The organism is Stutzerimonas stutzeri (assembly GCF_038561965.1).
GTDB classification, from domain to species: Bacteria; Pseudomonadota; Gammaproteobacteria; order Pseudomonadales; family Pseudomonadaceae; genus Stutzerimonas; species Stutzerimonas stutzeri_AA.
The window spans coordinates 3,624,072-3,646,922 of the sequence record NZ_CP139348.1 but is presented as its reverse complement, the minus strand read 5'-3'; the positions used below and the strand labels follow the sequence as shown (position 1 = coordinate 3,646,922).

Sequence of the window (22,851 nt, the reverse complement as noted above, 5' to 3'; positions counted from 1 at the left end):
GGCCGGCAGCCGCGAGGAAACCTTTAGCCTTAGGACACCCTAGAGCGGCCTAAGGTTTTGCCTGATATCGCAGGTTGAGCGGTGACCCTATCGTGCGGTCACTCGACTCTCCTCCGTGAGGCACCCACTGTGTTCGCCTACCCTGTACTTTGGATTGGAATCGCCACCGGGCTCGCGGGTCTGGCGCTGGGCTCGCCCTGGATCGCCGGCGCGGGCAGCGCCGCCTGCATTGCGGCCGCCGTGTTCCTGAAGCCACAAGCATTGCGTGGGCAGGCCAACCTGGCACCTGTGGTTGAACAACCTGTCGCCGCCCCGGCCGTGGAGCCGTTGCTCAACGCCGTGCTGCCTACCTGGGAAAAGAACCTGGGGCAGGTGCGCAACATCCAGCAAAACAGCGTGCGTCAGTTATTCGAACACTTCGCCGGTCTGTCGGCTCGACTCGGCCAGACGCTGAGCCAGTCCGACAGCGTGATCGGTGGTGATGGCATGGCGAGCAGCTTGCGCCAGGCCCAGAGCCGCCTCAACGAAGTGACCTCGGCGTTCCATGCCGCCAGCGGCCGCAAGGCCGAGCTGCTGGGCACCATCTCGGACCTCAATAGCTTCGCCAGTGAACTCCAGGCGATGGCCAAGCATGTGCAGGACATCGCCAGCCAGACCAACCTGCTCGCCCTCAACGCGGCCATCGAGGCTGCTCGTGCAGGCGACTACGGTCGTGGTTTCTCGGTGGTCGCCGACGAGGTGCGCAAGCTGTCGACGCTATCGGCCGAGACCGGCCAGCGGATGGGTAGCAAGGTCAGTGAGATCAACCAGGCGATCCGTGCCACCGTCACCGCCGCCGACGAACTGACCGCGAGCGAGCGCGACAACCTCAGCTACCTCGACAGTGTCGCTGGCGACGTCATGCAGGGGCTGGGGCAGAGCCTCAACGAACTGTCGGCCACCTCGCTACAGCTGCAGCAGGAAACCCGCGCCACCCAGGCGACCGTCGAGGAGATCGTCGTCAGCCTGCAGTTCCAGGATCGCACCGACCAGATGATCGACCACCTGCAGCACGACATGCAGCGCCTGGATCAGGCGGTGCGTGCCGGTGACGACCGCATGAGCGACCCGCAGCGCTGGCTGCGTGAACTGCACCAACACTTCACCACCGACGAGGAGCGCCACGGCAAAACCCGTAGCAAGAGCTCCGGCGACGACGTGACCTTTTTCTGATTCAACCAGGAGCTTCACATGGCCAAGACCATTCTCATCGTCGACGACTCGCTCTCCATGCGTCAGCTGGTGAAGATGACCCTCACCGGCGCGGGCCATCAGGTCATCGAGGCCGTCGATGGCAAGGACGCCCTGAGCAAACTCAACGGGCAGAAGATCAACCTGATCATCAGCGACGTGAACATGCCGAACCTGGACGGCATCGGCCTGGTCAAGGCGGTCAAGGCCAACGCGGCCTACCGCTTCACCCCGATCGTCATGCTCACCACTGAAAGCGAGCAGGGCAAGAAGGCCGAGGGCCAGGCCGCCGGCGCCAAGGCCTGGATCGTCAAGCCGTTCCAGCCGCAGCAGCTGCTCACCGCCGTCGACAAGCTGGTCGGCTGACATGCTCGAACTCACCTACGACCGCAGCGTCGAGCCGGCCCGGCTTCGCCTGACTGGCAGCCTGACCATCTACGAGGTCGGCGAGGCGCATGCGACCTTGTTGGCCATGCTGGCGAAGCTGGAAGCGCGCCCCTGTCTGCTCGATCTCGAAGCGCTGGAAGAACTCGACACCGCCGGCGCACAGCTGTTGCTCGCGACCCAGCGTCATTTCGAGGCGGCCGGTGGCAGCCTGAAGGTGCATGGGCCTGCCGCGTCGGTGGTCGAGGTGATCGAGCTGTTGCGCCTGGAAACGCTGTACCCCGACGTCCTACTGGCCCATCGCTGAAAGGAAACCGTGATGCTTGATGGCGAACAATGGAGCCAGCTATTGCTGAGCTTTGTCGAGGAGGCTCGCGATCTGGCCAAGCAGGCCGAAGAGTACCTGCTGCTGCTTGATCAGAACCCCACCGACGAAGAGGCGATCAATGGGCTGTTCCGGGCGATGCATACGCTCAAGGGCTCGGCCGGGCTGTTTTCGCTCGACCCTCTGGTGAGTTTTACCCATCACCTGGAAAGCCTGCTGATGGCAGTGCGTGACGGTGAGCAGAGCCTGTCTCCGGTATTGATTTCGCTGATGCTGCGCTGCCTGGATGAAATCAGCGCGATGATCGAGCTGATTGATACCGACAAGGGCGAGCTCGTCGTGGATGGCAGTCGTCAGCAGCCGCTGCTGGCCGAGCTCGCCGCGTGCACCGACGCTTCGCCCCAGGCACCGCAGATCCCGGTCGTCATGCTGGCCGAAGAGGGCTGTAGCAGCCGCGGCCGACTGGAGCGCTGCGCCACCTGCGACGCCGACGGCGCTTGGCACATTTCGCTGCGATTTCATAATGATCTGCTGCGAAACGGCTTCGAACCCAGTTCGTTCGTTCGCTATCTAAGCCGCCTGGGCGACATCCTGAATTTGCAAACGGTCAGCGAGTCGCTGCCGTCCCTGGCCGACCTGCAACCGGAAACCTGCTACCTGGGCTTGGAGATCGCGCTGTGCACGCCGGCTGGCAAGGCCGAGATCGAAGAGGTCTTCGAATTCATCGAGGATTTCTGCACGCTGCGCATCCTGCCGCCTGCCAGCGCCCTCGAAGACTACCTGCAACTGATCCGCGAACTGCCGGAAACCGACGCGCAGATCGGTCGAATCCTGGTTGCCAGTGGCCTGCTGACCGAGCGTGAGCTCGAAGAAGGCCTGACCTTGCAGGCTGCCGAGACGGCCATGGTCAAGCCACCGCTGGGTGCGGTGCTGGTGAACGAAGGCCTGGTTGCGCCACAGGTGGTCAACGCCGCGTTGGCCAAGCAACAGGTCGCTCGCGAAAAACGCAGCCAGGAGAACAGCCAGATTCGCGTGGCCGCCAACAAACTGGACGAACTGATCAATCTGGTCGGTGAACTCGTCATCAGTGCGGCAGGTGCGCAACTGCGCGCCCGTGCGCATGGAGATGCCAGCTGCGTTGAGAGCACGCAAACGGTCAACCAGCACGTCGAGCTGATCCGCGAGGCCGCGCTGAAACTGCGCATGATCGAGATCGGTGACACCTTCAACCGCTTCCAGCGTGTGGTTCGCGATGTCAGCCAGCAGCTGAGCAAGGAAATCCGTCTGGAGATCCGTGGCGCTGACACCGAACTGGATAAGGCGGTGATCGACAAACTGGCCGACCCCCTGACCCACCTGGTGCGCAACGCGATCGACCATGGCATCGAATCGGCCGAGGGCCGGATCGCCGCTGGCAAATCCGTCGAGGGTCATCTGCGCCTGGACGCTTATCACGAGTCGGGGATGATCGTGATCGAAGTCGCCGATGACGGCCGCGGCCTCAACACCGCGCGCATCCGCGAAAAGGCAATTACCCGCGGCCTGATAGACGCGCAGGCGAATCTGCCCGATCAGGATATCCAGGCGCTGATCTTCGCCGCCGGATTTTCCACCGCTGAAAGCGTATCGGACTTGTCCGGCCGTGGCGTGGGCCTGGACGTGGTGCGCAGTGCTATCGATGCGCTGCGCGGCACCATCGAGATCGATTCCCGCGAGGGGCTGGGCTGCACCTTCCGTATCCGCCTGCCGCTGACCCTGGCGATCATTGACGGCTTCCTCGTCAGCCTCGGCGATGACTATTTCGTGATTCCGCTGGACATGGTTACCGAATGCCTGGAAATGGACGACGAGCAGCTGAGCGCAGGTGCCTATGGCTACCTCAACCTGCGCGGCAAGCCACTGCCCTGTCTGTCGCTGGCGGCCCATTTCAACCTGCCGGCCAGCCAGGGCAAGCGCCGCAACATCATCGTCGTCAGTCAGGGGCGGCAACAGGCCGGCCTGATCGTTGATCACCTGCACGGCGAACTGCAAACCGTTATCAAGCCACTCGGCCCTCTGTTCCAGCACCTGCAGGGCGTCGGCGGCTCCACCATCCTAGGGACCGGGCAAGTTGCCCTGATCCTGGATATTCCCAGCCTGTTCCGTTACCTGCAAAACCACGTCGACGCGAATCCTGCTGCCCAGCGCATCAGCCAATCCCGCCAGGACCTCGCAGGCCAGTAAGGAGAAACAACCATGACACTGTTCGGTAATTTCAAGATAGGGGTCCGCCTGCTCGCCGGCTTCCTGGTGGTAGTCGCGCTCACGGTCACCGTAGGCCTGCTGGGCATTCGCAACCTCGCGCACGTCAACGAACTGTCCGAGCAGATGTATTCGCGCGACATGACTGCGCTCAATAACATCCAGTCCGCCAACGTCCAGCTTATCTATGTAGGTCGTGGACTCCGCTCGAGTCTACTGGCGACGAGTCTGGAAGAGCGGGATACGGCCATCAGGCTGACCCGTGACGCAATCAAGAAAATGTACGAGTACATCGAGCTGACCCGCCCCAGTTTCGTGACGCCCGAAGGCAAGGCGCACTTCGCGTCGCTCAGCGAGCCGATGACGGCCTATGTCCAGATGGTCGACCAAGTGCTGAAGCTGCGCGAGGCCTCGAATGAGGTGCGGCCTTCCGACGAGCTGACAGTGATGCTGCCCCAGCTGCGCGAAACCGGTAACAAGGCGGACGATTTGCTGACCGCGCTGGTCGAGCGCAAGGTCGTGCAGGCTAAAGCAGCCAATGACGAGATCACCGGGATCTATCTCGGCTCGCGGACGCAGATGATCGTATTGGTCATCATCGCGGCGGTTTTCGGCTTCGGTATTGGCATCCTGGTCACCCGCAGCATCACCCGGCCGCTCAACCGCGCCGTGTCGGTGGCCGATGCGCTCGCCGCTGGCGACCTGGGCATTCAGGTTGAGGTGAACAGCAAAGACGAAACCGGTCAGCTGCTCAATGCCATGAAGAACATGACCGAGCGTCTGCGCAGCGTGATGGGTGATGTGCGCAGCGCAGCCGATTCGCTGTCCTCGGCCTCCGAGGAAGTCAGCGCGACTTCGCAGTCACTGAGTCAGGCCGCCAGTGAACAGGCGGCGGGCGTCGAGCAGACGACTGCCTCGGTGGAACAGATGTCCGCATCCATCGCGCAGAACACCGAAAGCGCCAAGATCACCGACAGCATTGCCGGCAAGGCAGCTAGCGACGCCGTTTCCGGTGGTCGTGCGGTGCGTGACGTGGTCGTGGCCATGAAGCAGATCGCCGACAAGATAGGCATCATCGACGACATCGCTTACCAGACCAACTTGCTGGCGCTCAATGCGGCCATCGAGGCGGCGCGCGCAGGCGACCATGGCAAAGGCTTCGCGGTTGTCGCCGCAGAGGTGCGCAAGCTGGCCGAGCGCAGCCAGGTGGCCGCACAGGAAATCGGTGGCGTGGCCGGTAGTAGCGTGCAACTGGCCGAACAGGCCGGTCGCCTGCTGGACGAGATCGTGCCGAACATCCAGAAGACCTCGGACCTGGTGCAGGAAATCACCGCGGCCTCGCTGGAGCAAAGCACCGGTGCCGGCCAGATCAACATTGCCATGGGCCAGATGAACCAGATCACCCAGCAGAACGCGTCGGCATCCGAAGAGCTGGCGGCGACCTCCGAGGAAATGAACGCACAGGCCTCGCAACTGCTTGAGCTGATCAGCTTCTTCCGTCTCGATGCTCGTGATGGCGCCGCGCAGGGCTTCAACCGTCAGCCGCTGGCGCCCAGTGCCAAGCCGAACGGCAACCGCTCGGTACGCAGCGCGCGCAAGCCGACCGCCATGGCTGACGACGGTCAGTTCGTCAGCTTCACCTAAGGGGATCGAAGATGAACCTTCCACAGGTAAGCGGTGCCGGCACCGCGCCGGCTGACATCCAGCACCTGTCGTTCCGGGTTCGCCAGGCACGCTATGCGCTGCCGATCGAGCTGGTGCGGGAGATCATCGAGTACGGGCAGATCACCGGCGTGCCGATGATGCCGGCGTGCATCCACGGGGTAATCAACCTGCGCGGCAATGTGGTACCGGTGCTCGACCTGGCCGCACGCTTCGGCATGGAGCGCACGGTGCCGAGCAAGCGGACCTGCATCGTGATCATCGAGCTTGACCTGAACGAGGTGCTGCAACGCATCGGCCTGGTGGTCGATGCGGTCGATGCCGTGCTGGACATCCAGGCCGCCGACGTCGAGCCTGCGCCAGCATTCGGCGCAGGAATCCGCACGGAATTCATCGCCGGAATGGCGCGCGACGAGCGCGGCTTCACCATCATCCTGGATGTGCGCAAGGTGTTGTCGTTGGACGACATCCTGCAGATCAGTCAGGCGATGGCGCAGGCGAGCTGACGATGTCCGCGTCGAGCCTGCCGGTGCTGGGCGATCAGGAGTTCCGCTTCGTGCAGCAACTGATGGCCGATGCATCCGGCATCCATCTGAGCGACAGCAAGCGGCCGCTGGTCGCCGGTCGCCTGATGCGCCGGTTGCGGACCCTGAACCTGAGCAGCTACCGCGATTATCTGTTGCTGCTCAAGGACCCGCTGAACAAGGCCGAGCAGCGCATGGTCATCGATCTGCTGACCACCAACGAAACCTATTTCTTCCGCGAGCCGCAGCATTTCCAGTTTCTGGCCCGCCGGCTCGATGGCCGGCGTGAGCCGCTGCGCATCTGGAGCGCCGCGTGCTCCTCGGGCGAGGAGCCCTACACCCTCGCTATGGTGCTCGCCGAACACGGTCCGGCCGACTGGTCGATCCTGGGCAGCGATCTCAGTCGAATAGTCTTGGAAAAGGCCGAGGCTGCAATCTATCCGCTGGACGAATCGAGCAATTTCCCGCCCGGCTGGCTCAAGCGCCACTGTCTGCGTGGTATCGGCGATCACGAGGGCTCCTTTCGCCTGAGCCAGAGCTTGCGTCAGCGGGTGCGCTTTCGCGAACTCAACCTGATGCGGCCGTTGCCCGAGGACACCGGCAGCTTCGACATGATCTTCCTGCGCAATGTGCTGATCTACTTCAATGCCGAGGACAAGCGCGCCATCGTCGCGCGCCTGCTCGAGCGCCTGCGCGCCGGCGGCCTGCTGTTCATCGGCCATGCGGAAAGCCTGCATGGTTTCGGGCTGCCGCTGCGCAGCGTGGCTTCTTCAGTGTTCGAGCGCCTATGACTGCGCAGCGTTTTCTCATGCCCGGCGAGTACCTGTTCGACCAGCATCCGGGGCCGGTGGCCACGCTGCTTGGCTCGTGCGTGGCCGTCACGCTGTGGCATCCACGGCGGCGTCTGCTCGCCGTGAGCCATTTCGTCGTGCCCGGCACTACCTTCGACCAGGACGACACGCGCACCGGTGAAGGCGTATTCGAGCGGCTGCAGCAGGATATGCTCCGACACCGCACGGCGCCCGAGGAATACCGCAAGGGACTCTACGGCGGCGGAACCTGCCTGCAACCGGGCCGGCCCAACAGCCTGCAGATCGGGCTGAAGAACATCGCCTTCGCCCGCGAGCAGTTCGCTCGGCTCGGTTGGCGCGTCGATGACCAACAACTCGGCGGCATGGGCTATCGACGTCTGACCCTCGACGGCCGCGATGGGCGCCTGGCCTGCCAATTATTTACAGCAGGCGATCTGCTCGAGGGCATCGCATGATCAAAGTATTTATCGTCGATGACTCGGCGCTGGTGCGTCAGGTGCTCTCGGCATGCCTGGAAAGCCATCCGAATATCGAGGTGATCGGGCAGGCCGCCGATCCGCTGTTCGCGCTGGAAAAGATGCAGCGCAACTGGCCCGATGTGCTGGTGCTCGACGTCGAGATGCCGCGCATGGACGGCATTACCTTTCTGCGCAAACTGATGGCCGAGCGGCCGACACCGACGATCATCTGCTCGACGCTGACCGAGGCGGGCGCTGCCATCACGCTCGAAGCGTTCGCGGCCGGCGCCGTGGGCGTTTTCACCAAGGCACGGCTCGGCCTGAAGGACAGCCTGCTGCAGCTCTCCAGCGACTTGATCAAGCAGATTCAGCAGGCGGCCGCGGCCCGCCCGCGTGCCGCCGGGCCGCGCGCCGCGACGGTCTCGGCGCCGCAACGCCAGGCAGAGCCGGCCAGCAACGCGCTGACTACCACCGACCGGGTTGTGGCCCTGGGCACGTCGACCGGCGGTACCCAGGCGCTGGAACTGGTGCTCAAACAGCTGCGCGTCGACTCGCCGGGTATCGTCATCGTCCAGCACATGCCGGAAAAATTCACCGCCGCCTTCGCTCAGCGTCTCGATAGCCTGTGTCAGATCGAAGTGCGCGAAGCGCGTCATCTCGATCGCGTACGCTCCGGGCTGGCGCTGGTAGCGCCGGGCGGCAAGCACATGCAGCTCAAGCGCAGTGGCGCGCAATATTTCGTCGAGGTACTCGACGGCCCGCCGGTCAACCGACACAAGCCGTCAGTGGACGTGCTGTTCCGCTCCGTCGCCCGCCACGCCGGGCACAACGCTCTGGGCGTGATCATGACCGGGATGGGCGACGACGGCGCGCGCGGCCTGCTGGCGATGCGCGAGGCCGGCGCCCGCACGGTCGCCCAGGACGAAGCCAGCTGCGTGGTGTTCGGCATGCCCAAGGAAGCCCTGCAGATGGGCGCGGCGCAGTGCACCGAGTCGCTGGAGAACCTGCCGCGGCTGATCACCGACTACGCCCGCGCGGCGCTGGGCTGAGCAGGCAGCGAAATACGAAGGAAGCTCGTCGTCTCACCTCAGCTGATAGCGGTTTTGCTGGAAGTCGGGTCATTAGCCTAAGCTCGGGCCCACTCTGCGCAGACTGGGGCCGCCAAGGTGAAAATCGTTCTGAAGATACTGCTTGCCGCCATCGTTTTGCTGGTGATTGCCGTCGCGGTGGGGATGACGCTGAGCTGGGCCCCGCCGCGGCCGGTCGAGAGTCTTACCGAACGATGGGCACCGGAGCCGTCCCGGTTCATCGAGATTGCCGGGATGCGGGTGCATATACGCGACGAAGGTCGGCGTGATGATCCGGCTCCACTGGTACTGCTGCACGGCACCTCGGCGAGCCTGCACACCTGGGAGGGCGTGGTCGATCAGCTGAAGCCGCAGCGCCGGGTGATCAGCCTGGATCTGCCAGGGTTCGGCCTGACCGGTCCTTTTCCGGACGGCAACTACCGTATGGATCACTATGTCGAGTTCCTGTCGACACTGCTCGACCGGCTAGAGGTCGAGCGAGCGGTGCTGCTCGGAAACAGCTTTGGCGGTCAGCTCGCCTGGGAAATGGCGTTGGATCAGCCTCAGCGCGTGGCGCAACTGGTGCTGATCGACGCGGCGGGCTACCCGCGCCAGTCAACCTCGGTACCTATTGGTTTCAAGCTTGCCGGCATTCCTGGCTTGGCGCCAATCATGGCCAACATACTCCCGCGCCGGCTGGTCGAGTCCAGCACCCGCAGCGTTTATGGTGATCCAGGCAAGGTGACGCCGGAGCTGGTCGATCGCTACTACGAACTGACCTTGCGCGAAGGCAACCGTGAGGCGCTGCGCGAACGGTTCAAACAGGTGCCGGCAGTTGACAACAGCAAGCGGATCGCTTCGGTTAAAACGCCGACATTGATCATCTGGGGCGGGCGTGACGGCTTGATTCCGCCGCTCAATGCGCGCCGTTTCAAAGACGATATTGCCGGCAGCCAATTGGTGATCTTCGACGACCTCGGCCATGTGCCGCAGGAGGAGGACCCGCTGCAAGTCGCCGAGGCCGTCCGGGACTTCCTGGCGCAGCCATGATGCTGCTACATCATCCTGCAGCCTTATGCCCGGGCATTCATTCGCGGCCGTTTGATTGTGGGCGGCTGGGGCCTCGCCGACACTCGCCACAGACTATGCGACGCATCCAACAATAATCCGCTGGAGGAATTTCCATGAGTGAAGCCATCCGCTTCGAAGACAAGGTAGTGATCGTGACCGGGGCCGGCGGTGGTCTCGGTCGGGCCCATGCCCTGTTGTTCGCCCGTCATGGTGCGAAACTCGTAGTCAACGATCTGGGCGGCACAACGCAAGGCGAGGGCGCCAACAGTTCGGCAGCCGATCGGGTGGTCGAAGAGATCCGTCAGGCAGGCGGCACGGCCATCGCCAGTCATGATTCGGTTACCTACGGCGACCGGATCGTGCAGCAGGCGCTGGACACCTATGGTCGTGTCGATGTGGTGGTCAACAATGCCGGCATCCTGCGCGACAAGACTTTCCACAAGATGGACGACGCCGACTGGGATCTGGTCTATCGCGTTCACGTCGAGGGCGCGTACAAGGTCACCCGTGCCGCCTGGCCGCACATGCGTGAGCAGAACTATGGGCGAGTGATCTTCACCGCTTCGACTTCCGGCATCTATGGCAATTTCGGCCAGTCCAATTACGGCATGGCCAAGCTGGGCCTGTACGGCCTGACCCGCACGCTGGCGCTGGAGGGCCGGAAGAACAACATCCTGGTCAACGCCATCGCACCGACCGGCGGCACGCGGATGACCGAAGGGCTTATTCCGCCGCAGGTGTTCGAGCAGCTCAAGCCTGAGCTGGTCAGCCCGCTGGTGGTGTTTCTCGCCAGCGAGCAGTGCCAGGAAACCTCCGGGCTGTTCGAAGTCGGCGGCGGCTGGATGGGCAAAGTGCGCTGGGAGCGCAGCCTGGGTGCGGGTTTCGACCCAAAGGCCGGATTCGACGCGGAAGATGTCGCGGCCAGCTGGCAGCAGATCTGCAATTTCGAAAACGCAGCGCACCCGGCCGACAACATGGAAGCGCTGAAGGAAATGATGGCCAACCTGCAAAAGCACGCCGGCTGATCGCTAAACGCCCGGGTGGCGCTACCGTACCGCCCGGTAGCGCGCTCAGGCAGGTGCCGGGTCTGGCGCCGTGCGCAACAGGCGCAGTGCTTTTTCACGGGCCTGCTCCAGATTCCGCACGTACAGAAGATGGCCCTGCAGTCGATGGATGCCCGCGCGGCGCAGCTTCAGGCGGACCTGAGCGTTGCTGCCGCTGAGAATCAGTGTGACGCCCAGCCGGCGGTAATCCACCAGCACGTTTTCCAGCGACGCCAGCGCGGTCATATCCAGCATCGGCACCGCGCTGATATCGACGATCACCACCTTGACCTCCGGATTGAAGCGCCGTAGTGCGCCCAGCGCCTTTTCCGCCGCACCGAAGAACAGCGGCCCGCGGATCGCATAAGTCGCGACGTGTTCAGGCATGTCCTGCAAGATTTTCCGCTGCGCTCGAGACAACGGCGTGGTATCGGTCAGCTCGCTCATGCGCTTGATGAACAGCCCTGCCGCCAGTAATAGCCCGACGCCCACCGCCAGGACCATGTCGAACAGCACGGTGAGAATCAGGCAGGTCAGCAGTACCAACACATCGCTCCGCGGTGCGATGCGCAGCACATGCATCACGTGTGGGGCCTCGCTCATGTTCCAGGCCACCATGACCAGCAGCGCGGCGAGCGCCGCCATTGGCAGATAGCTGAACAGCGGCGCCAACCAGAGAATCGCCACTAGCACCACGCCCGCGTGAATGATGGAGGCTAGCGGCGAGAAGGCACCAGCCCGGACATTGGTCGCGCTACGGGCGATCGCCGCGGTCGCGGTGATGCCACCAAACAGCGGCGCGACCAGGTTGCCCAGGCCCTGGCCGATCAGCTCTGCATTCGGTTCGTGATTACTGCCGGTCATCCCGTCGGCAACGACTGCGCACAGCAGCGACTCGATGGCGCCGAGCATGGCAATGGCAAACGCCGGCGCGAGTAGCTGGCGGAACAGCTCGTAGCTCAATTGCAATGGCTGGCCGTCCGGACCAGGCAGCAACCATGGCCAGGCGAAGTCCGGAAGGAACGGCGGGATACCCGGATGGGTGACGCCATCCACTGTGTAACTGAAGCGCTCGCCGAGCGTCGCCACGGACAATCCAGACGATTCGAGCAGCAAACCGGCCAGTGCACCGACAGTCAGTGCCACCAGGTGCCCCGGTACCTTCGGTACCCAGCGCGGCCAGATGATCAGTACCGCCAGGCAGATCGCCGCCACCGCGGCGTCGCCAAGGTGTGCGCCCGGTAAGGAGCGCAGCAGGAGGCCGACCTGCTCGACATAGTGCTGCGGCTGTTCGGCCAGGGTCAGGCCGAACAGGTCCTTGATCTGCAGGGTAGCAATGACGATGCCTATGCCTGCGGTAAAACCGAGGGTGACGGGATAAGGAATAAAGGCGATCAGGCGCCCGGCGCGAAGCAGGCCGAGCGTTATCAGAATGAGGCCGGCGAGCATGGTGCACAGCAATAAGCCGCCAAGGCCGAACTGCTGAGTAATCGGCAGCAGGATCACCACGAACGCCGCCGTTGGCCCTGAGACGTTGAAGCGCGAACCTCCCGTCAGCGCGATCAGAGGTGCGGCCACCAGTACAGTGTAAAGGCCGTGTTGCGGCGCCACGCCGACGGCGATCGCCAGGGCCATGGCCAGCGGGATGGCGATGATGCCGACCGTCAATCCTGCACTGATGTCGCCACGCAGCGCGCGGACCCCATATCCCAGGCGCAGGGCCTGGTGCCATGCGGCAAACAGAGGGGGAAACTTCATGCCCGGAACGCTCCTTGTACGCGAAGGCGCCATTATAGGCGCGCAGCACATCTTGTTATTTATGCCGAACAATCGCCCGGTATGCCGGCCTGGCGATGTACGACCTTGGTCGCAAGCCGCCCTGGCGCGTTGAGTGAGCCGCCTGCGAGGAGTAAACTGCCGCCCCCGTGATACCCCGTGGACCGGAGGCGGCAATGCGTAAAGACAAGAAGCAGGTGATTGGCGACGAGATCGCAGATGAGTCGATCAAGCTGTTTCTTCAGCCTGAGCCGGCTGACGATACCCCACCTTCGCTGCACAAGCTGATCAAGGCTTACCGCGGCCTTCGTATCGATGATTTCGAGCGGTTTCTCGGCTTTTTCGTGGCTGCCGGCTACGACATCGATGCCCGAGACAGCCAGGGGCTGAGCTTTATCGACCTGGTTGCCGACCAGCGCCAGGCTCAGCCGTACATCGAGCTGATCGAGGCCATGCGCGGCTGAACCGAGGGTTGCCGTTTCGTATCGAATACAGCGGGCACCTCGCCGTCGCGCCAGACTGCGCGGTGGCGGTTGGTTCTGAAACATGATTCGCAAACGTTTTCCTCGCAGCATCTACCGTCGAGCACTGGGCCAGGCCCGCTCCGGATGGATCGCGGCGAGAGGAAGGAGGCCAAAAGCCGATCTTCCGACAGCTGGCAGGCCGCCCCTGGCGGACTGTTCTCGGGCACATGCTCCCGAGCAGCGGTACAGGCACATGCTCCGTTCCTGATCGTCTGGCTGGTGGGTTTTACGGGGCCGCGTACTGCGGTCACGACAGTTTAATGCTGTGATTCTGGAGAACGCGTTGATGACGCAACACGATAGCGAAGCAGTGGATATGGTGCTGGTGGGAGCCGGCATCATGAGTGCGACCCTCGCGGTACTGCTCAAAGAGCTCGATCCCGATATCAAGCTGGAAATCGTCGAGCTGCAGGAATCCGGGGCCATCGAAAGTTCCAATCCATGGAACAACGCGGGTACCGGTCACGCGGGTCTTTGCGAGCTGAACTACACCCCGGACAGCAAAGACGGCGCGATCGATATCAAGAAGGCCGTGCTGATCAATACCCAGTACGAGGTTTCCAAGCAGTTCTGGGCCTATCTTGCCGATCGCGAAGGCTTCGGTTCTCCCCGTGATTTCATCAATGCCGTACCGCACCTGAGCTTCGTGCGCGGCAGCAAGAACATCGATTACCTCAAGCGCCGCTTCGACGCGCTGAAAACTCATCACGCCTTCGCCGATATGGAATACAGCGAGGATCGTGCGACGCTGACCGAGTGGATGCCATTGATGATGCCGGGGCGTGCGGCCGACGAGCCGATCGCCGCGACCCGCGCCATGAACGGCACCGACGTCAACTTCGGCGCGGTGACCAGCCAGCTGCTCGGCTATCTGGCCCGTAGCGGCGGCGTCAAGGTGTCCTACAACCAGAAGGTCACCGGTCTTGATCGTACTGCCAGCGGTTGGACTGTCGATATCAAGAACACCCGTAACGGCGATTCGCGCCAGGTGCAGGCCGGTTTTGTCTTCCTCGGCGCTGGTGGCGCGGCGCTGCCGCTGCTGCAAATGTCCGGCGTCGAAGAAGGCAAGGGCTTCGGCGGTTTCCCGGTAAGCGGCCAGTGGCTGCGCTGCGACAACCAGGAAGTCGTCAAGCAACATCAGGCCAAGGTTTACAGCCTGGCGGCGGTCGGCGCGCCACCAATGTCGGTGCCGCACCTGGATACACGTGTCGTCGATGGCAAGAAATCCCTGCTGTTCGGGCCATACGCCGGCTTCACCACCAAGTTCCTCAAGCGCGGTTCGTTCATGGACCTGCCGTTGTCGATTCGTCCTGGCAACATCGGCCCGATGCTGGCAGTCGCACGCGACAACATGGATCTGACCCGCTACCTGATCAAGGAAGTGCGGCAGTCCATGGAAGATCGCCTGGAGACGCTGCGCGGCTTCTATCCCGAGGCCAAGGCCGAGGACTGGCGTCTGGAGATTGCTGGCCAGCGTGTACAGATCATCAAGAAGGACCCGAAGAAGGGCGGCATTCTGCAGTTCGGCACCGAGCTGGTTGCAGCGAAGGACGGCACTATTGCGGCGCTGCTCGGCGCTTCACCGGGCGCCTCGGTAACGGTCTCGATCATGCTTGACCTGCTCGAGCGCTGCTTTCCAGAGAAGTACCGTTCCCAGGCCTGGTCGAGCAAGTTGGAGGAGATATTCCCGGCGCGCGAATCCACGCTGCAGAGCGATGCGGCGGCCTACCGCGAGATCAGCGAAATGGCCGACAAGCGCCTGGGTCTAGAGTACTGAGCCAAACGGTCAGTCTCAGGTTGAACGAGAAAGCCCCGTCCGAATGGATGGGGCTTTTTTGTGCGCGCACGGTTGCGGCTCGTTGCGCTCAGGCTGCGCGCAAACAGTCAGCCGGTAGTTCACGGCCGATCCAGCCCAGGCGAGCCTCATGTATTTCGACCCACTCTGCGCCGGTGGGCCTGTGGACGCTGCTTAGCAGCATCCGGCAGCGGCCCTGCTCGTCGAGCAGCGCGAAATGGCGGGGCGTGCGGCGGCGCAGCAGTGAAAGGATCTGGCGCATGGTTCTCACTCATGGCGAAGGGGCTCGACCTTTATCGCAGATGCTTGTGACAGGCCTATGAACTGAACGGGGCGCCATTGCCGCCGGTCAGAAGCTCATCACTGTCGGCGCTTCGTGCCGCTGGGTATACTGCGCGGCACTCGTCGTCCCTAACCTGGAGAAAAACAGCATGCTGCAACGCCTGTTGTTCGGTCTTGTCACCGTTCTTGGAATGAGTCTCGTAGGCTGTGCCCATAGCCCTCAGCAGCTCGATCCGAATCCCAAACTCAACGGCACCATCAATCCTGTCGGTCAGGGCCAGCCCGTGGTCGTGCGTGTGGTCGATGCGCGCCCCTCGCCAACCCTGGGCACCCGCGGTGGCCTGTATCCGGAAACCAGCGCGGTGATCGTACCGAGTGCCAAGGTCATACCCAAACTGCAAGCTCAGGCGGAAGCCGCCGTGCGCCTGCTCGGCTTTACCCCGTCGCCCAATGCGTACAACGCCCCACAGCTGACGCTCACTCTGGCGGAGCTGAAATATCAGTCGCCAAAAGAGGGGCTTTATGTGACCGAGGCCAATATCGGCGCGACGCTGAAGATCGAAGTACAGAACGCCGGCAAGCGCTACGACGGCCGCTACGGTGCGTCGCTTAATCAGCGTTTTGGTATGGCGCCGAACGAGCAGACCAACACCAAGCTGGTCACCGATGTTCTGAGTGACGCGCTGACCCGCGTTTTCCGCGACGACAACATCGGTCGTTTGCTGGCGCAGTAACGCGCAAGCCGCACCGGGATTGCCGTTCCGAAAACCCTGCCAAGGCTCAGCCTGGCAGGGTTTTTTCATTTTTCATGGCGCGGAAATGAAGACGCCCCGCGTTTAGCGGGGCGTCGATGCAGCCAGTCGAATATCAGCGAACGCCGGAGTTGCGCAGTGCTGCCGGGGTGTACTGGTTGGAGTTGGCCTTGTAGTTGTAGGTGTAGGGGTTTTTCTCTTCGTTCTTCATACCCATGACCAGATAGCGGCCGGAGATGAGGTCATAGAGGGTTTCCATCGAGTACAGCGGAACCTGTTCGTTATAGAAGTGCAGGGCGTGCGCTTCGGCTACGCGCCACAGCTGATTGCGACCGTCGTAGTGATCGATGACTGCCGCCTGCCAGGTGTCTTCGTCGATGAAGAAGTGGCGCTTGGCGTAGATGTGGCGCTCGCCCGGCTTCAGGGTCGCTTCCACTTCCCATACGCGGTGCAGTTCGTAGCGGGTCAGGTCCTGGTTGATGTGTCCGGCCTTGACGATATCGGCGTACTTAAGCTCCGGCGAATCCAGGCGGTAGGAGTTGTAGGGGATGTACAGCTCCTTCTTGCCGATCAGCTTCCAGTCATAGCGGTCTGGCGCGCCGTTGAACATGTCCAGGTTGTCGGCGGTGCGCAGACCGTCGGCAGCAGTGCCGGGGCCGTCATAGGCCACCTGCGGCGCGCGGCGAACGCGGCGCTGGCCAGCGTTGTAGATCCACGCCATGCGCGGCTCCTTCACCTGGTCCAGCGTCTCGTGTACCAACAGCACGTTGCCGGCCAGGCGGGACGGTTCGGTCACCTGTTGCTTGAAGTAGAACAGGACGTTGCCGTGCTTCTCGGGTTTGTAATCGGTCAGGCTGTCGGTATAGACCACCTCGTCGACGAACTTGACCAGGCTGAAGCTGCCGTTCACCTGTGGCGTGGCCTGGGCGATCACGCGGCGCGCTGAACCGCCCCGATAACGGGTGATGTGGTTCCAGACGACCTCCATGCCGTCCTTCGGAATCGGGAAGGCGATGGCTTTATCGAAGTTCTCCAGGCCGTTGCCGCCGCGAACCATGTTGGTCTGTGTGGCGTTGCGCGCTGCGGCGTCATACACATGCTGCGGCATGGCCGCGCTGCGCCGTGTCTCGTAGACAGGCAGGCGGTAGCTGTCCGGATAACGCTTGAACATGGCGATCTGGCCAGGCGTCAGGTTGCCTTTGTACTGCTCGAAGTTCTGCGCGGTGATGGTGAACTTCGGCTTGTCGCTGGGATAGGGATCGCCGACGAACCCGTCGGGAGAGACCGCGGCGGCGTCCTGCGCCAGCCCGCCGGTCCAGGCGGAAATAGTGCCTGCTGCGTTGCCGGCTTTCTCCGCGCCGACCGGCGTTAGCTCGTTGCCCAGACGCGCTGCTTCCGATTCGGGAACCGCCGCCATGATATTGCTGGCTAGCAGTGAAAGCGTGAGCGCTCCGGTTGTGAACATTGTTATTTTCATTATCTCGTCCTGTCGTTCTGAATAGCTGATTCCCCGTGGCGCCCGATAACAACTGACACCGAGTGATACGGCATAGCGAGATGTGCCGGCAGTGCCTCTTACGAAGGCATTTATCGCTGGCCAAGAGTTTTGGCTGCAGCAGTGCCAAGGTGTTTGGCTGCCGTCCCCGCACACGCTCTAGTACGCCGTTTCGAGGTATGTCGAGGGTGCGGGTGAGCCTGGCCATAGTCAAGGCCGAGCGGTGAACACTGCGTCATAAGTTGGGCTGATTATGGTGCTCAAAGCGCTGGCGCTTTATCGGGACGCCCGGACTTTGCGTGTACATAGGGATAAACTGCGCGGCTGCTCAGCGGCTCGCAAAGGTGGAGAGTGGGATGGTGTTACATGCGCAGTTGGGGATCGTGATTGCCCCTGCATATTTGCTTAACGGGCTGGCACTTATCTGCGCGCTTTGCGGCGGTTGGTTGCTGGTGGCTACCCAGTGGCGGGAGACGCGTTCTGTGCGGCAGGCAGTGATCGCTCAAGCCGCTGGTGCTTCGCGTGATACAGCCGCGGGCGATGGCGCGACGCAGCGCGTCAATCGGGTGTTCTATCGATTCGGCTGGGCAGGTGTTCTGCTTGGCCTGAGCCTGTCGGTGGCTTCGCGCCTGATTTGAGCCGATCCCTGAATGGATAGGGGCAGGGCCCGCTGCACGACGTGCTGTGGGCCTTCACCTTCAGGGTTCGAGCCCTGCGTTCAGGCGGTACTGGTTACGTACCGGAGTGGCGTACTGCTGAATCAGATAGGGCTGCTGCACGCTCGGACAGGCGGCCAGGCGCTTGCTCCACTCCGCTTCAGCGCGCTCCACTTCCTCACGGCTGAATAGCTCGGCGGCGCTGGGCACCTGGATTTCCGGGTCCCGGTCATCCCACAAGCGATAGGCGAGGTAGTGCACCGGAAACAGCCGGTAGCTGCCGAGAATCTGGCTGTCCACCGTCACTGCCATCTGCTTCGCATCCTCGGGGACGCTCTCCATCGGCGTGCAGAAGGCGATATGCACACGCCCCTTGTAGCCGGTGATGCCCAACGCAATGCTGGCGTCGTCCTCACCCGGGGCCTTGCTGTAGGTCCCGGTGGTGGCGCGAATGTACAGCTCGCGCGCCTTGGCCTGATCGCATGGATCGTATTCGTAGCTGATCGCGACCGGCACTGGTCGCAACGCCGCGAGCGTTTCGGCGAAGGCCTCGTCCTTGCGGCTCATGTGCAGCATCTTGAGGATCGCCGAATCGGTGCGGTCGTCACCGTCCTTGGCGCGGCCCTCGGCCTGCGCAATCCATACCGACTCGCCATCGTTGCGGATCGAGTGGTTGATGTAGGCCGACAGCACTTGATAAGCAGCCAGCTTCTCGCGCCGCCCGGTGACGGAGCGGCGCACGATAAAGCTTTTGTTCAGGCGCATCAGATCGCTGACGAATGGGCGCTGCAGCAGGTTATCGCCGATGGCGATGCGCGGAGTCCGAATGCCGGCTTGGTACACCGCGTAGTTGACGAATGCCGGGTCCATGACGATGTCGCGGTGATTGGCCAGAAACAGGTAGGCCCGGCCCTGTTGCAGGCGCTCCAGTCCGGAAAACGTCACGCCGTCGGTGGCGCGCTCGATGGTGCGGTCGACGTACGCCTCGATCTTGTGTTGCAGCGCGTCAACCGTGTGGATACTGGCGAACTGGCGACGCAGCCGGCGCGAGATGACGGGTTTGATCAGCCAGCCCAGGCTGTCGGCCAGGCGCGGGAAGCGGAAGTGCGCCAGAATGTCGAGAAACTCGCGATCAGCGAACAGGCGCGCCATGACCGTCGGTACTTCGGCGTCGGCGTAAGGTCGGATGGCTTCGAATTCGTCCATCATGCTCTCTGTAAAGGAAACGAAGAACGGGCCGGAGCGTGAGCTGCACGACAATTTCGCGGAACGGACCGGAGCCGGCTGGCTCATACTCATCGAGTAAACGGTTGATTCGGCTGATCGCCTGTGAAGCCTGCATGCGGCCCAGGATGCCCGGTTACAGGCACGCCGAGTCGGTGTTTTTGATAAAGGTCTGAAACAACGACCTTTAAAGACGGCGATTATAGCGGCAAGTCACGTGGAGGTTTGATGCTCGAAACACAGGTCTTCAATTGCCCTTACTGCGGCGAGCCGGTTGAGGCTGTGCTCGATCTCAGCGCAGGGGATCAGCAGTACATCGAGGACTGCACGGTGTGTTGCCGGCCGGTGGTATTCGACCTGCGCACGGACGGGGAGCAGTGGCAGCTGGACACCCTCAGGGAGGATGAATGATGCGGCGTATATACGAACCGCGCGACCTGCTTGAGGCCGAGATGCTCAACGGCATGTTGATCGCCGAGGGCATAGAGGCATTCCTCGCCGGTAGCCACCTGATTGGCGCAATGGGTGAGCTGCCGGCGGCGGGGTTGCTCGGGCTCATGGTGCCGGACGAGGATGCAGAGCGGGCGCGTCAGCTGATCGCTGCGTACAATGGCGCCGAGCCGCTGCCGGGCGATGAACCGGAGAGTTACCCCGGCGAACTGATCTGTTGACGAGTCTTTTTTATGTGCGGTCGCTACGCCCTTTTTCGTTGGAGCCAGGACTTCGCGGCCTTGCCCGGTTTTCCCTCTGACCAGCAGCCGCACTGGAGCCTCGCCCCTGGCACGTCGGTGCTGTTGTTGCGCCAGCTCGATGCGCAGTTGCAGCTCGATCGGGTGCGCTGGGGGCTGACGCCGGCCTGGATGACCGATCTGACTCGGACGCCGGCCCAGGCACGTGCCGAAACCATTACCGAGCAGCCCATGTTTCGCGACGCTTTTCGTCTGCGTCGTGGCCTGCTTCCGGCCAACGGCTTTTATGAATGGCGCGGCACGGCGCGTAAGCGCCCGTACTGGATGACCAGCGAAGGCTCGCTGATGTACCTGGCCGCGCTCTGGGAAGCCTATCCGGTGCAGGGCCATACATACCTGAGCGCTGCGGTGGTAACGCTTTCGGCTGCCGCGCTGCGTCGGCCGTTGATGCTCGATGAGGCCGGCCAGGCCGCCTGGCTCGACCCCGAGACGCCACTCGAAACACTGCAGGCGCTGATGGCTCAGCCCCAGCCAGCGTTGCGCGAACGTCCATTGGCGACGCTGGTGAACGATCCGCGTCTCGACGGGCCGGAGTGCCTGACTCCGGCCTGATCGAGCAAATCGACAGAGCGCCCTGGGCCATTAAACCCTGAACTGGTTGATCAGCCGGCGCTGCTGTTCCGCCAGGCGCGTCAGTCCGGCACTGGCCTGGCTGGCTTCGTCGGCACCGCTGGCGACCTGTTGGGCGACCTGGCCGATATTGGTGACGTTGCGGTTGATGTCTTCGGCGACCGCGCTCTGCTCCTCCGCGGCACTGGCGATCTGATTGTTCATATCGGTGATCAGCGAGACGGCCTGGGTGATCGCCTGCAGAGCTTCGGCGGCAGCATCGGCCTGTTCGACACTGCGTCGCGTACGGTTCTGGCTTTGTTCCATCACCTGTACGACGTCACGCGTGCCGCCTTGCAATTGCTGGATCATCTGCTGGATCTCGCCGGTTGCCTGCTGTGTCTTCTGCGCCAGATTGCGTACTTCGTCGGCCACTACTGCGAAACCGCGGCCTTGCTCGCCGGCCCGGGCCGCCTCGATTGCGGCATTCAGGGCGAGCAGGTTGGTTTGCTCGGCGATGCTGCGGATGGTGACCAGAATGGCGCCGATATTTTCGCTGTCCCGCGCGAGCGTCTGCACCACTTCCACGGCCCGGCCGATCTCTCCGGCCAGTTCGGTGATGGTCGAGCCAGTGTCCTGGACGATATGCCGGCCTTGATCGGCCGCGCGATCGGCATTGTTGGCAGCTTCGGCCGCCTGGGTCGCGTTGCGCGCTACGTCCTGGGCTGTTGCGGTCATCTCATGCACGGCAGTGGCGACCAGTTCGATCTCCGCCAGCTGCGTCTGCACACCCTTGTCGGTCCGGATGGCAATGTCGGCGGTGTGTTCGGATGCGTCGCTGACTTTCTGCACCGAGCTGACCACCTCGCTGATCATGCCCTGCAGGCGTGCCAGGAAGGCGTTGAAACCAGCAGCGATCTGGCCAAGCTCGTTGCGGCTGTCGATATTCAGCCGCTGGGTGAGATCGCCTTCGCCCTGACTGATGTTGTCCAGCATGACCACCATGTCGCGTAGCGGCCGGGTGATGCGGCGGCTGATCAGCCAGATAGCGAGCAGGCCGGCGAAGGCAATGAGCATGCCGATGAAGAGCATGGTGGCGATGTTGCTGCGGCTTTCGTCGGTGAGCGCAACCATCAACTGGTCCAGCTCCTTCATCACCTCTGCGGTTGGCAATTCGAGCATCAACACCCAGCGCGCGTCGGTGCCCGGGAATGAAAATGGCAGGAACAGCGCAACGCGCCCGCGAGCATGATCGATTCGGTAGTGGCTCTGGCCGGCCGGCAGCTGCTTGATCAGTGCTTGTTCTTCGGCGTCGAGAAGCTGTGCTGCAGGTTTGCCGAGCAGGTTCCGGTCGCGACTGTAGGCAGCAAGGCGGCCGTTGTTGGAGATCAGCGCGATCTGCCCGACGCCGCCGTAAAGCTGGCTATTGGCGGAGGTCAGCAATTGCTGCATGAAGTCGACGCTGATGTCTGCACCGACGATGCCGTGAAACTTGCCATCAATGATGATCGGCGCGTTGAACGAGGACAGCAGCTGGCTCTGGCCATTCATCTCGTACGGCGCGGGATCGCCGACGCAGGGCTTGAGCTGCTCGCGCGGGCACAGGTAGTACTCGCCGGCACGCACTCCGGTTTCCAGCAGAGTGGTGTCCTCAATGTCGGTGAGCTTTTCGACTAGCAATTTGCCGTCAGCGTCGCGGTATATCCAGCTGGCGAAGCGGCCATTGACCATGCCCGGCTCGTCGCCTCGATACATGAGGTCGTTGGCATCCACGCCGTTGGGTTCCCAGGCGATGTAAGTGCTGGTTAGATTGGGGTTCTCGACCAGCGTTTGGCGCGCCAGATTGATCAGTTCTTCGCGCCGCAGGTTAGCCATCGGCATACCCTCGTCGTCGGTCAGACCGGTGAGGGTATGCACCCGGGCGAGCCCTGTGGCGATCTGCAAAGGTGCCTGCAATTGTGCCTGGATACGGCTGACCTGAGCCTGAGCCAGCGCAGTCACGCGTTGTTCGACCATGCCGTCGATCAGCGTGCGGGTGCGCTCCTCGACCAGCTCCTGGCTGCGCATGCCGGATACCATCGCGTACAGCAGAAGCGCCGCGATCACGGCTAACGTGCAGGCACCGGCCAATGCCGCGAAGGCGGTCTGAATGGATCGGAACATGGGCAGTACTCCAGTTGCGTAGCGGATAAGTAGGCTATCGGCCGAATTTGCGACAACTGCAGCGGAGCC

General features: G+C 62.8%; 23 protein-coding genes. 18 read left to right on the top strand and 5 right to left on the bottom strand.

The window, feature by feature from the left end:
• The first annotated feature begins 486 nt into the window (after positions 1-486).
• The 11 genes from SM130_RS16755 (at position 487) to SM130_RS16705 (ending at position 10,799) form a co-directional block, all read left to right on the top strand.
• On the top strand, positions 487-1,212 hold the full coding sequence (locus SM130_RS16755; RefSeq protein WP_146029742.1) for a methyl-accepting chemotaxis protein: 726 nt from the start codon (positions 487-489) through the stop codon (positions 1,210-1,212).
• 18 nt (positions 1,213-1,230) lie between these two features.
• Positions 1,231-1,596, top strand: a complete 366-nt coding sequence (locus tag SM130_RS16750) for a response regulator (RefSeq protein WP_102824934.1) — start codon at positions 1,231-1,233, stop codon at positions 1,594-1,596.
• Between the two features lies 1 nt (position 1,597).
• Positions 1,598-1,921 carry an STAS domain-containing protein gene (locus tag SM130_RS16745; protein ID WP_102824935.1) on the top strand — a complete coding sequence of 108 codons (324 nt, stop codon included), beginning with the start codon at positions 1,598-1,600 and terminating at the stop codon, positions 1,919-1,921.
• A 12-nt stretch (positions 1,922-1,933) separates the two neighbouring features.
• On the top strand, positions 1,934-4,162 hold the full coding sequence (locus tag SM130_RS16740; RefSeq protein WP_102824936.1) for a chemotaxis protein CheA: 2,229 nt from the start codon (positions 1,934-1,936) through the stop codon (positions 4,160-4,162).
• 12 nt (positions 4,163-4,174) lie between these two features.
• Entirely contained in the window at positions 4,175-5,824 is a 1,650-nt protein-coding gene (locus tag SM130_RS16735; protein ID WP_102824937.1) for a methyl-accepting chemotaxis protein, read from the top strand.
• Positions 5,825-5,835: 11 nt separating this feature from the next.
• The gene (locus SM130_RS16730; RefSeq protein WP_102824938.1) at positions 5,836-6,348 is read left to right on the top strand and encodes a chemotaxis protein CheW; all 513 of its coding nucleotides are present in this window, start codon (positions 5,836-5,838) and stop codon (positions 6,346-6,348) included.
• A gap of 2 nt (positions 6,349-6,350) precedes the next feature.
• Entirely contained in the window at positions 6,351-7,157 is an 807-nt protein-coding gene (locus SM130_RS16725) for a CheR family methyltransferase (protein ID WP_102824939.1), read from the top strand.
• Entirely contained in the window at positions 7,154-7,633 is a 480-nt protein-coding gene (locus tag SM130_RS16720; RefSeq protein ID WP_102824940.1) for a chemotaxis protein CheD, read from the top strand. Before SM130_RS16725 ends, SM130_RS16720 begins: the two co-directional genes overlap by 4 nt.
• Complete coding sequence (locus SM130_RS16715; RefSeq protein WP_102824941.1) at positions 7,630-8,685, top strand: protein-glutamate methylesterase/protein-glutamine glutaminase; 1,056 nt, start codon at positions 7,630-7,632, stop codon at positions 8,683-8,685. Before SM130_RS16720 ends, SM130_RS16715 begins: the two co-directional genes overlap by 4 nt.
• A 117-nt stretch (positions 8,686-8,802) precedes the next feature.
• A complete protein-coding gene (locus SM130_RS16710; RefSeq protein WP_102824942.1) occupies positions 8,803-9,753 on the top strand; it encodes an alpha/beta fold hydrolase in 951 nt (316 codons plus the stop codon).
• Between the two features lie 134 nt (positions 9,754-9,887).
• The gene (locus SM130_RS16705; protein ID WP_102824943.1) at positions 9,888-10,799 is read left to right on the top strand and encodes an SDR family oxidoreductase; all 912 of its coding nucleotides are present in this window, start codon (positions 9,888-9,890) and stop codon (positions 10,797-10,799) included.
• Between the two features lie 45 nt (positions 10,800-10,844).
• Here SM130_RS16705 and dauA read toward each other — a convergent pair whose 3' ends face one another.
• Entirely contained in the window at positions 10,845-12,575 is a 1,731-nt protein-coding gene (dauA, locus tag SM130_RS16700; protein ID WP_102824944.1) for a C4-dicarboxylic acid transporter DauA, read from the bottom strand.
• Between the two features lie 194 nt (positions 12,576-12,769).
• On the opposite strand from dauA, the gene SM130_RS16695 reads away from it, so the two are divergent.
• Positions 12,770-13,057 carry a PA4642 family protein gene (locus tag SM130_RS16695; RefSeq protein WP_102824945.1) on the top strand — a complete coding sequence of 96 codons (288 nt, stop codon included), beginning with the start codon at positions 12,770-12,772 and terminating at the stop codon, positions 13,055-13,057.
• Between the two features lie 325 nt (positions 13,058-13,382).
• Complete coding sequence (gene mqo, locus SM130_RS16690) at positions 13,383-14,894, top strand: malate dehydrogenase (quinone) (protein ID WP_102824946.1); 1,512 nt, start codon at positions 13,383-13,385, stop codon at positions 14,892-14,894.
• A gap of 88 nt (positions 14,895-14,982) precedes the next feature.
• On the opposite strand, the gene SM130_RS16685 is transcribed toward mqo, so the two are convergent.
• Complete coding sequence (locus tag SM130_RS16685) at positions 14,983-15,174, bottom strand: hypothetical protein (RefSeq protein ID WP_102824947.1); 192 nt, start codon at positions 15,172-15,174, stop codon at positions 14,983-14,985.
• A gap of 169 nt (positions 15,175-15,343) precedes the next feature.
• Between SM130_RS16685 and SM130_RS16680 the strand changes: the two genes are divergently transcribed.
• The gene (locus SM130_RS16680; protein WP_102824948.1) at positions 15,344-15,928 is read left to right on the top strand and encodes a YajG family lipoprotein; all 585 of its coding nucleotides are present in this window, start codon (positions 15,344-15,346) and stop codon (positions 15,926-15,928) included.
• 133 nt (positions 15,929-16,061) lie between these two features.
• Here SM130_RS16680 and SM130_RS16675 read toward each other — a convergent pair whose 3' ends face one another.
• On the bottom strand, positions 16,062-17,411 hold the full coding sequence (locus tag SM130_RS16675) for a DUF1329 domain-containing protein (RefSeq protein ID WP_102824949.1): 1,350 nt from the start codon (positions 17,409-17,411) through the stop codon (positions 16,062-16,064).
• A 386-nt stretch (positions 17,412-17,797) separates the two neighbouring features.
• Here SM130_RS16675 and SM130_RS16670 point away from each other — a divergent pair, with 386 nt between their 5' ends.
• On the top strand, positions 17,798-18,079 hold the full coding sequence (locus SM130_RS16670) for a hypothetical protein (RefSeq protein ID WP_102824950.1): 282 nt from the start codon (positions 17,798-17,800) through the stop codon (positions 18,077-18,079).
• 60 nt (positions 18,080-18,139) lie between these two features.
• Here the strand turns inward: SM130_RS16670 and SM130_RS16665 are convergent, their stop codons facing one another.
• Positions 18,140-19,306, bottom strand: coding sequence for a 1-acyl-sn-glycerol-3-phosphate acyltransferase (locus tag SM130_RS16665; RefSeq protein ID WP_102824951.1), 1,167 nt, complete (start codon positions 19,304-19,306; stop codon positions 18,140-18,142).
• A gap of 243 nt (positions 19,307-19,549) precedes the next feature.
• Here SM130_RS16665 and SM130_RS16660 point away from each other — a divergent pair, with 243 nt between their 5' ends.
• The 3 genes from SM130_RS16660 to SM130_RS16650 are packed head-to-tail and all read left to right on the top strand — an operon-like array spanning position 19,550 to position 20,622.
• Positions 19,550-19,732 (top strand): CPXCG motif-containing cysteine-rich protein, encoded by a 183-nt coding sequence (locus tag SM130_RS16660; RefSeq protein ID WP_102824952.1) that lies wholly within the window; start codon positions 19,550-19,552, stop codon positions 19,730-19,732.
• Positions 19,732-19,992, top strand: coding sequence for a DUF2007 domain-containing protein (locus SM130_RS16655; protein WP_102825411.1), 261 nt, complete (start codon positions 19,732-19,734; stop codon positions 19,990-19,992). Before SM130_RS16660 ends, SM130_RS16655 begins: the two co-directional genes overlap by 1 nt.
• 12 nt (positions 19,993-20,004) lie before the next feature.
• Positions 20,005-20,622 carry an SOS response-associated peptidase gene (locus SM130_RS16650; RefSeq protein ID WP_102824953.1) on the top strand — a complete coding sequence of 206 codons (618 nt, stop codon included), beginning with the start codon at positions 20,005-20,007 and terminating at the stop codon, positions 20,620-20,622.
• Positions 20,623-20,652: 30 nt separating this feature from the next.
• Here the strand turns inward: SM130_RS16650 and SM130_RS16645 are convergent, their stop codons facing one another.
• Entirely contained in the window at positions 20,653-22,782 is a 2,130-nt protein-coding gene (locus SM130_RS16645; protein WP_102824954.1) for a methyl-accepting chemotaxis protein, read from the bottom strand.
• Positions 22,783-22,851 lie beyond the last annotated feature (69 nt).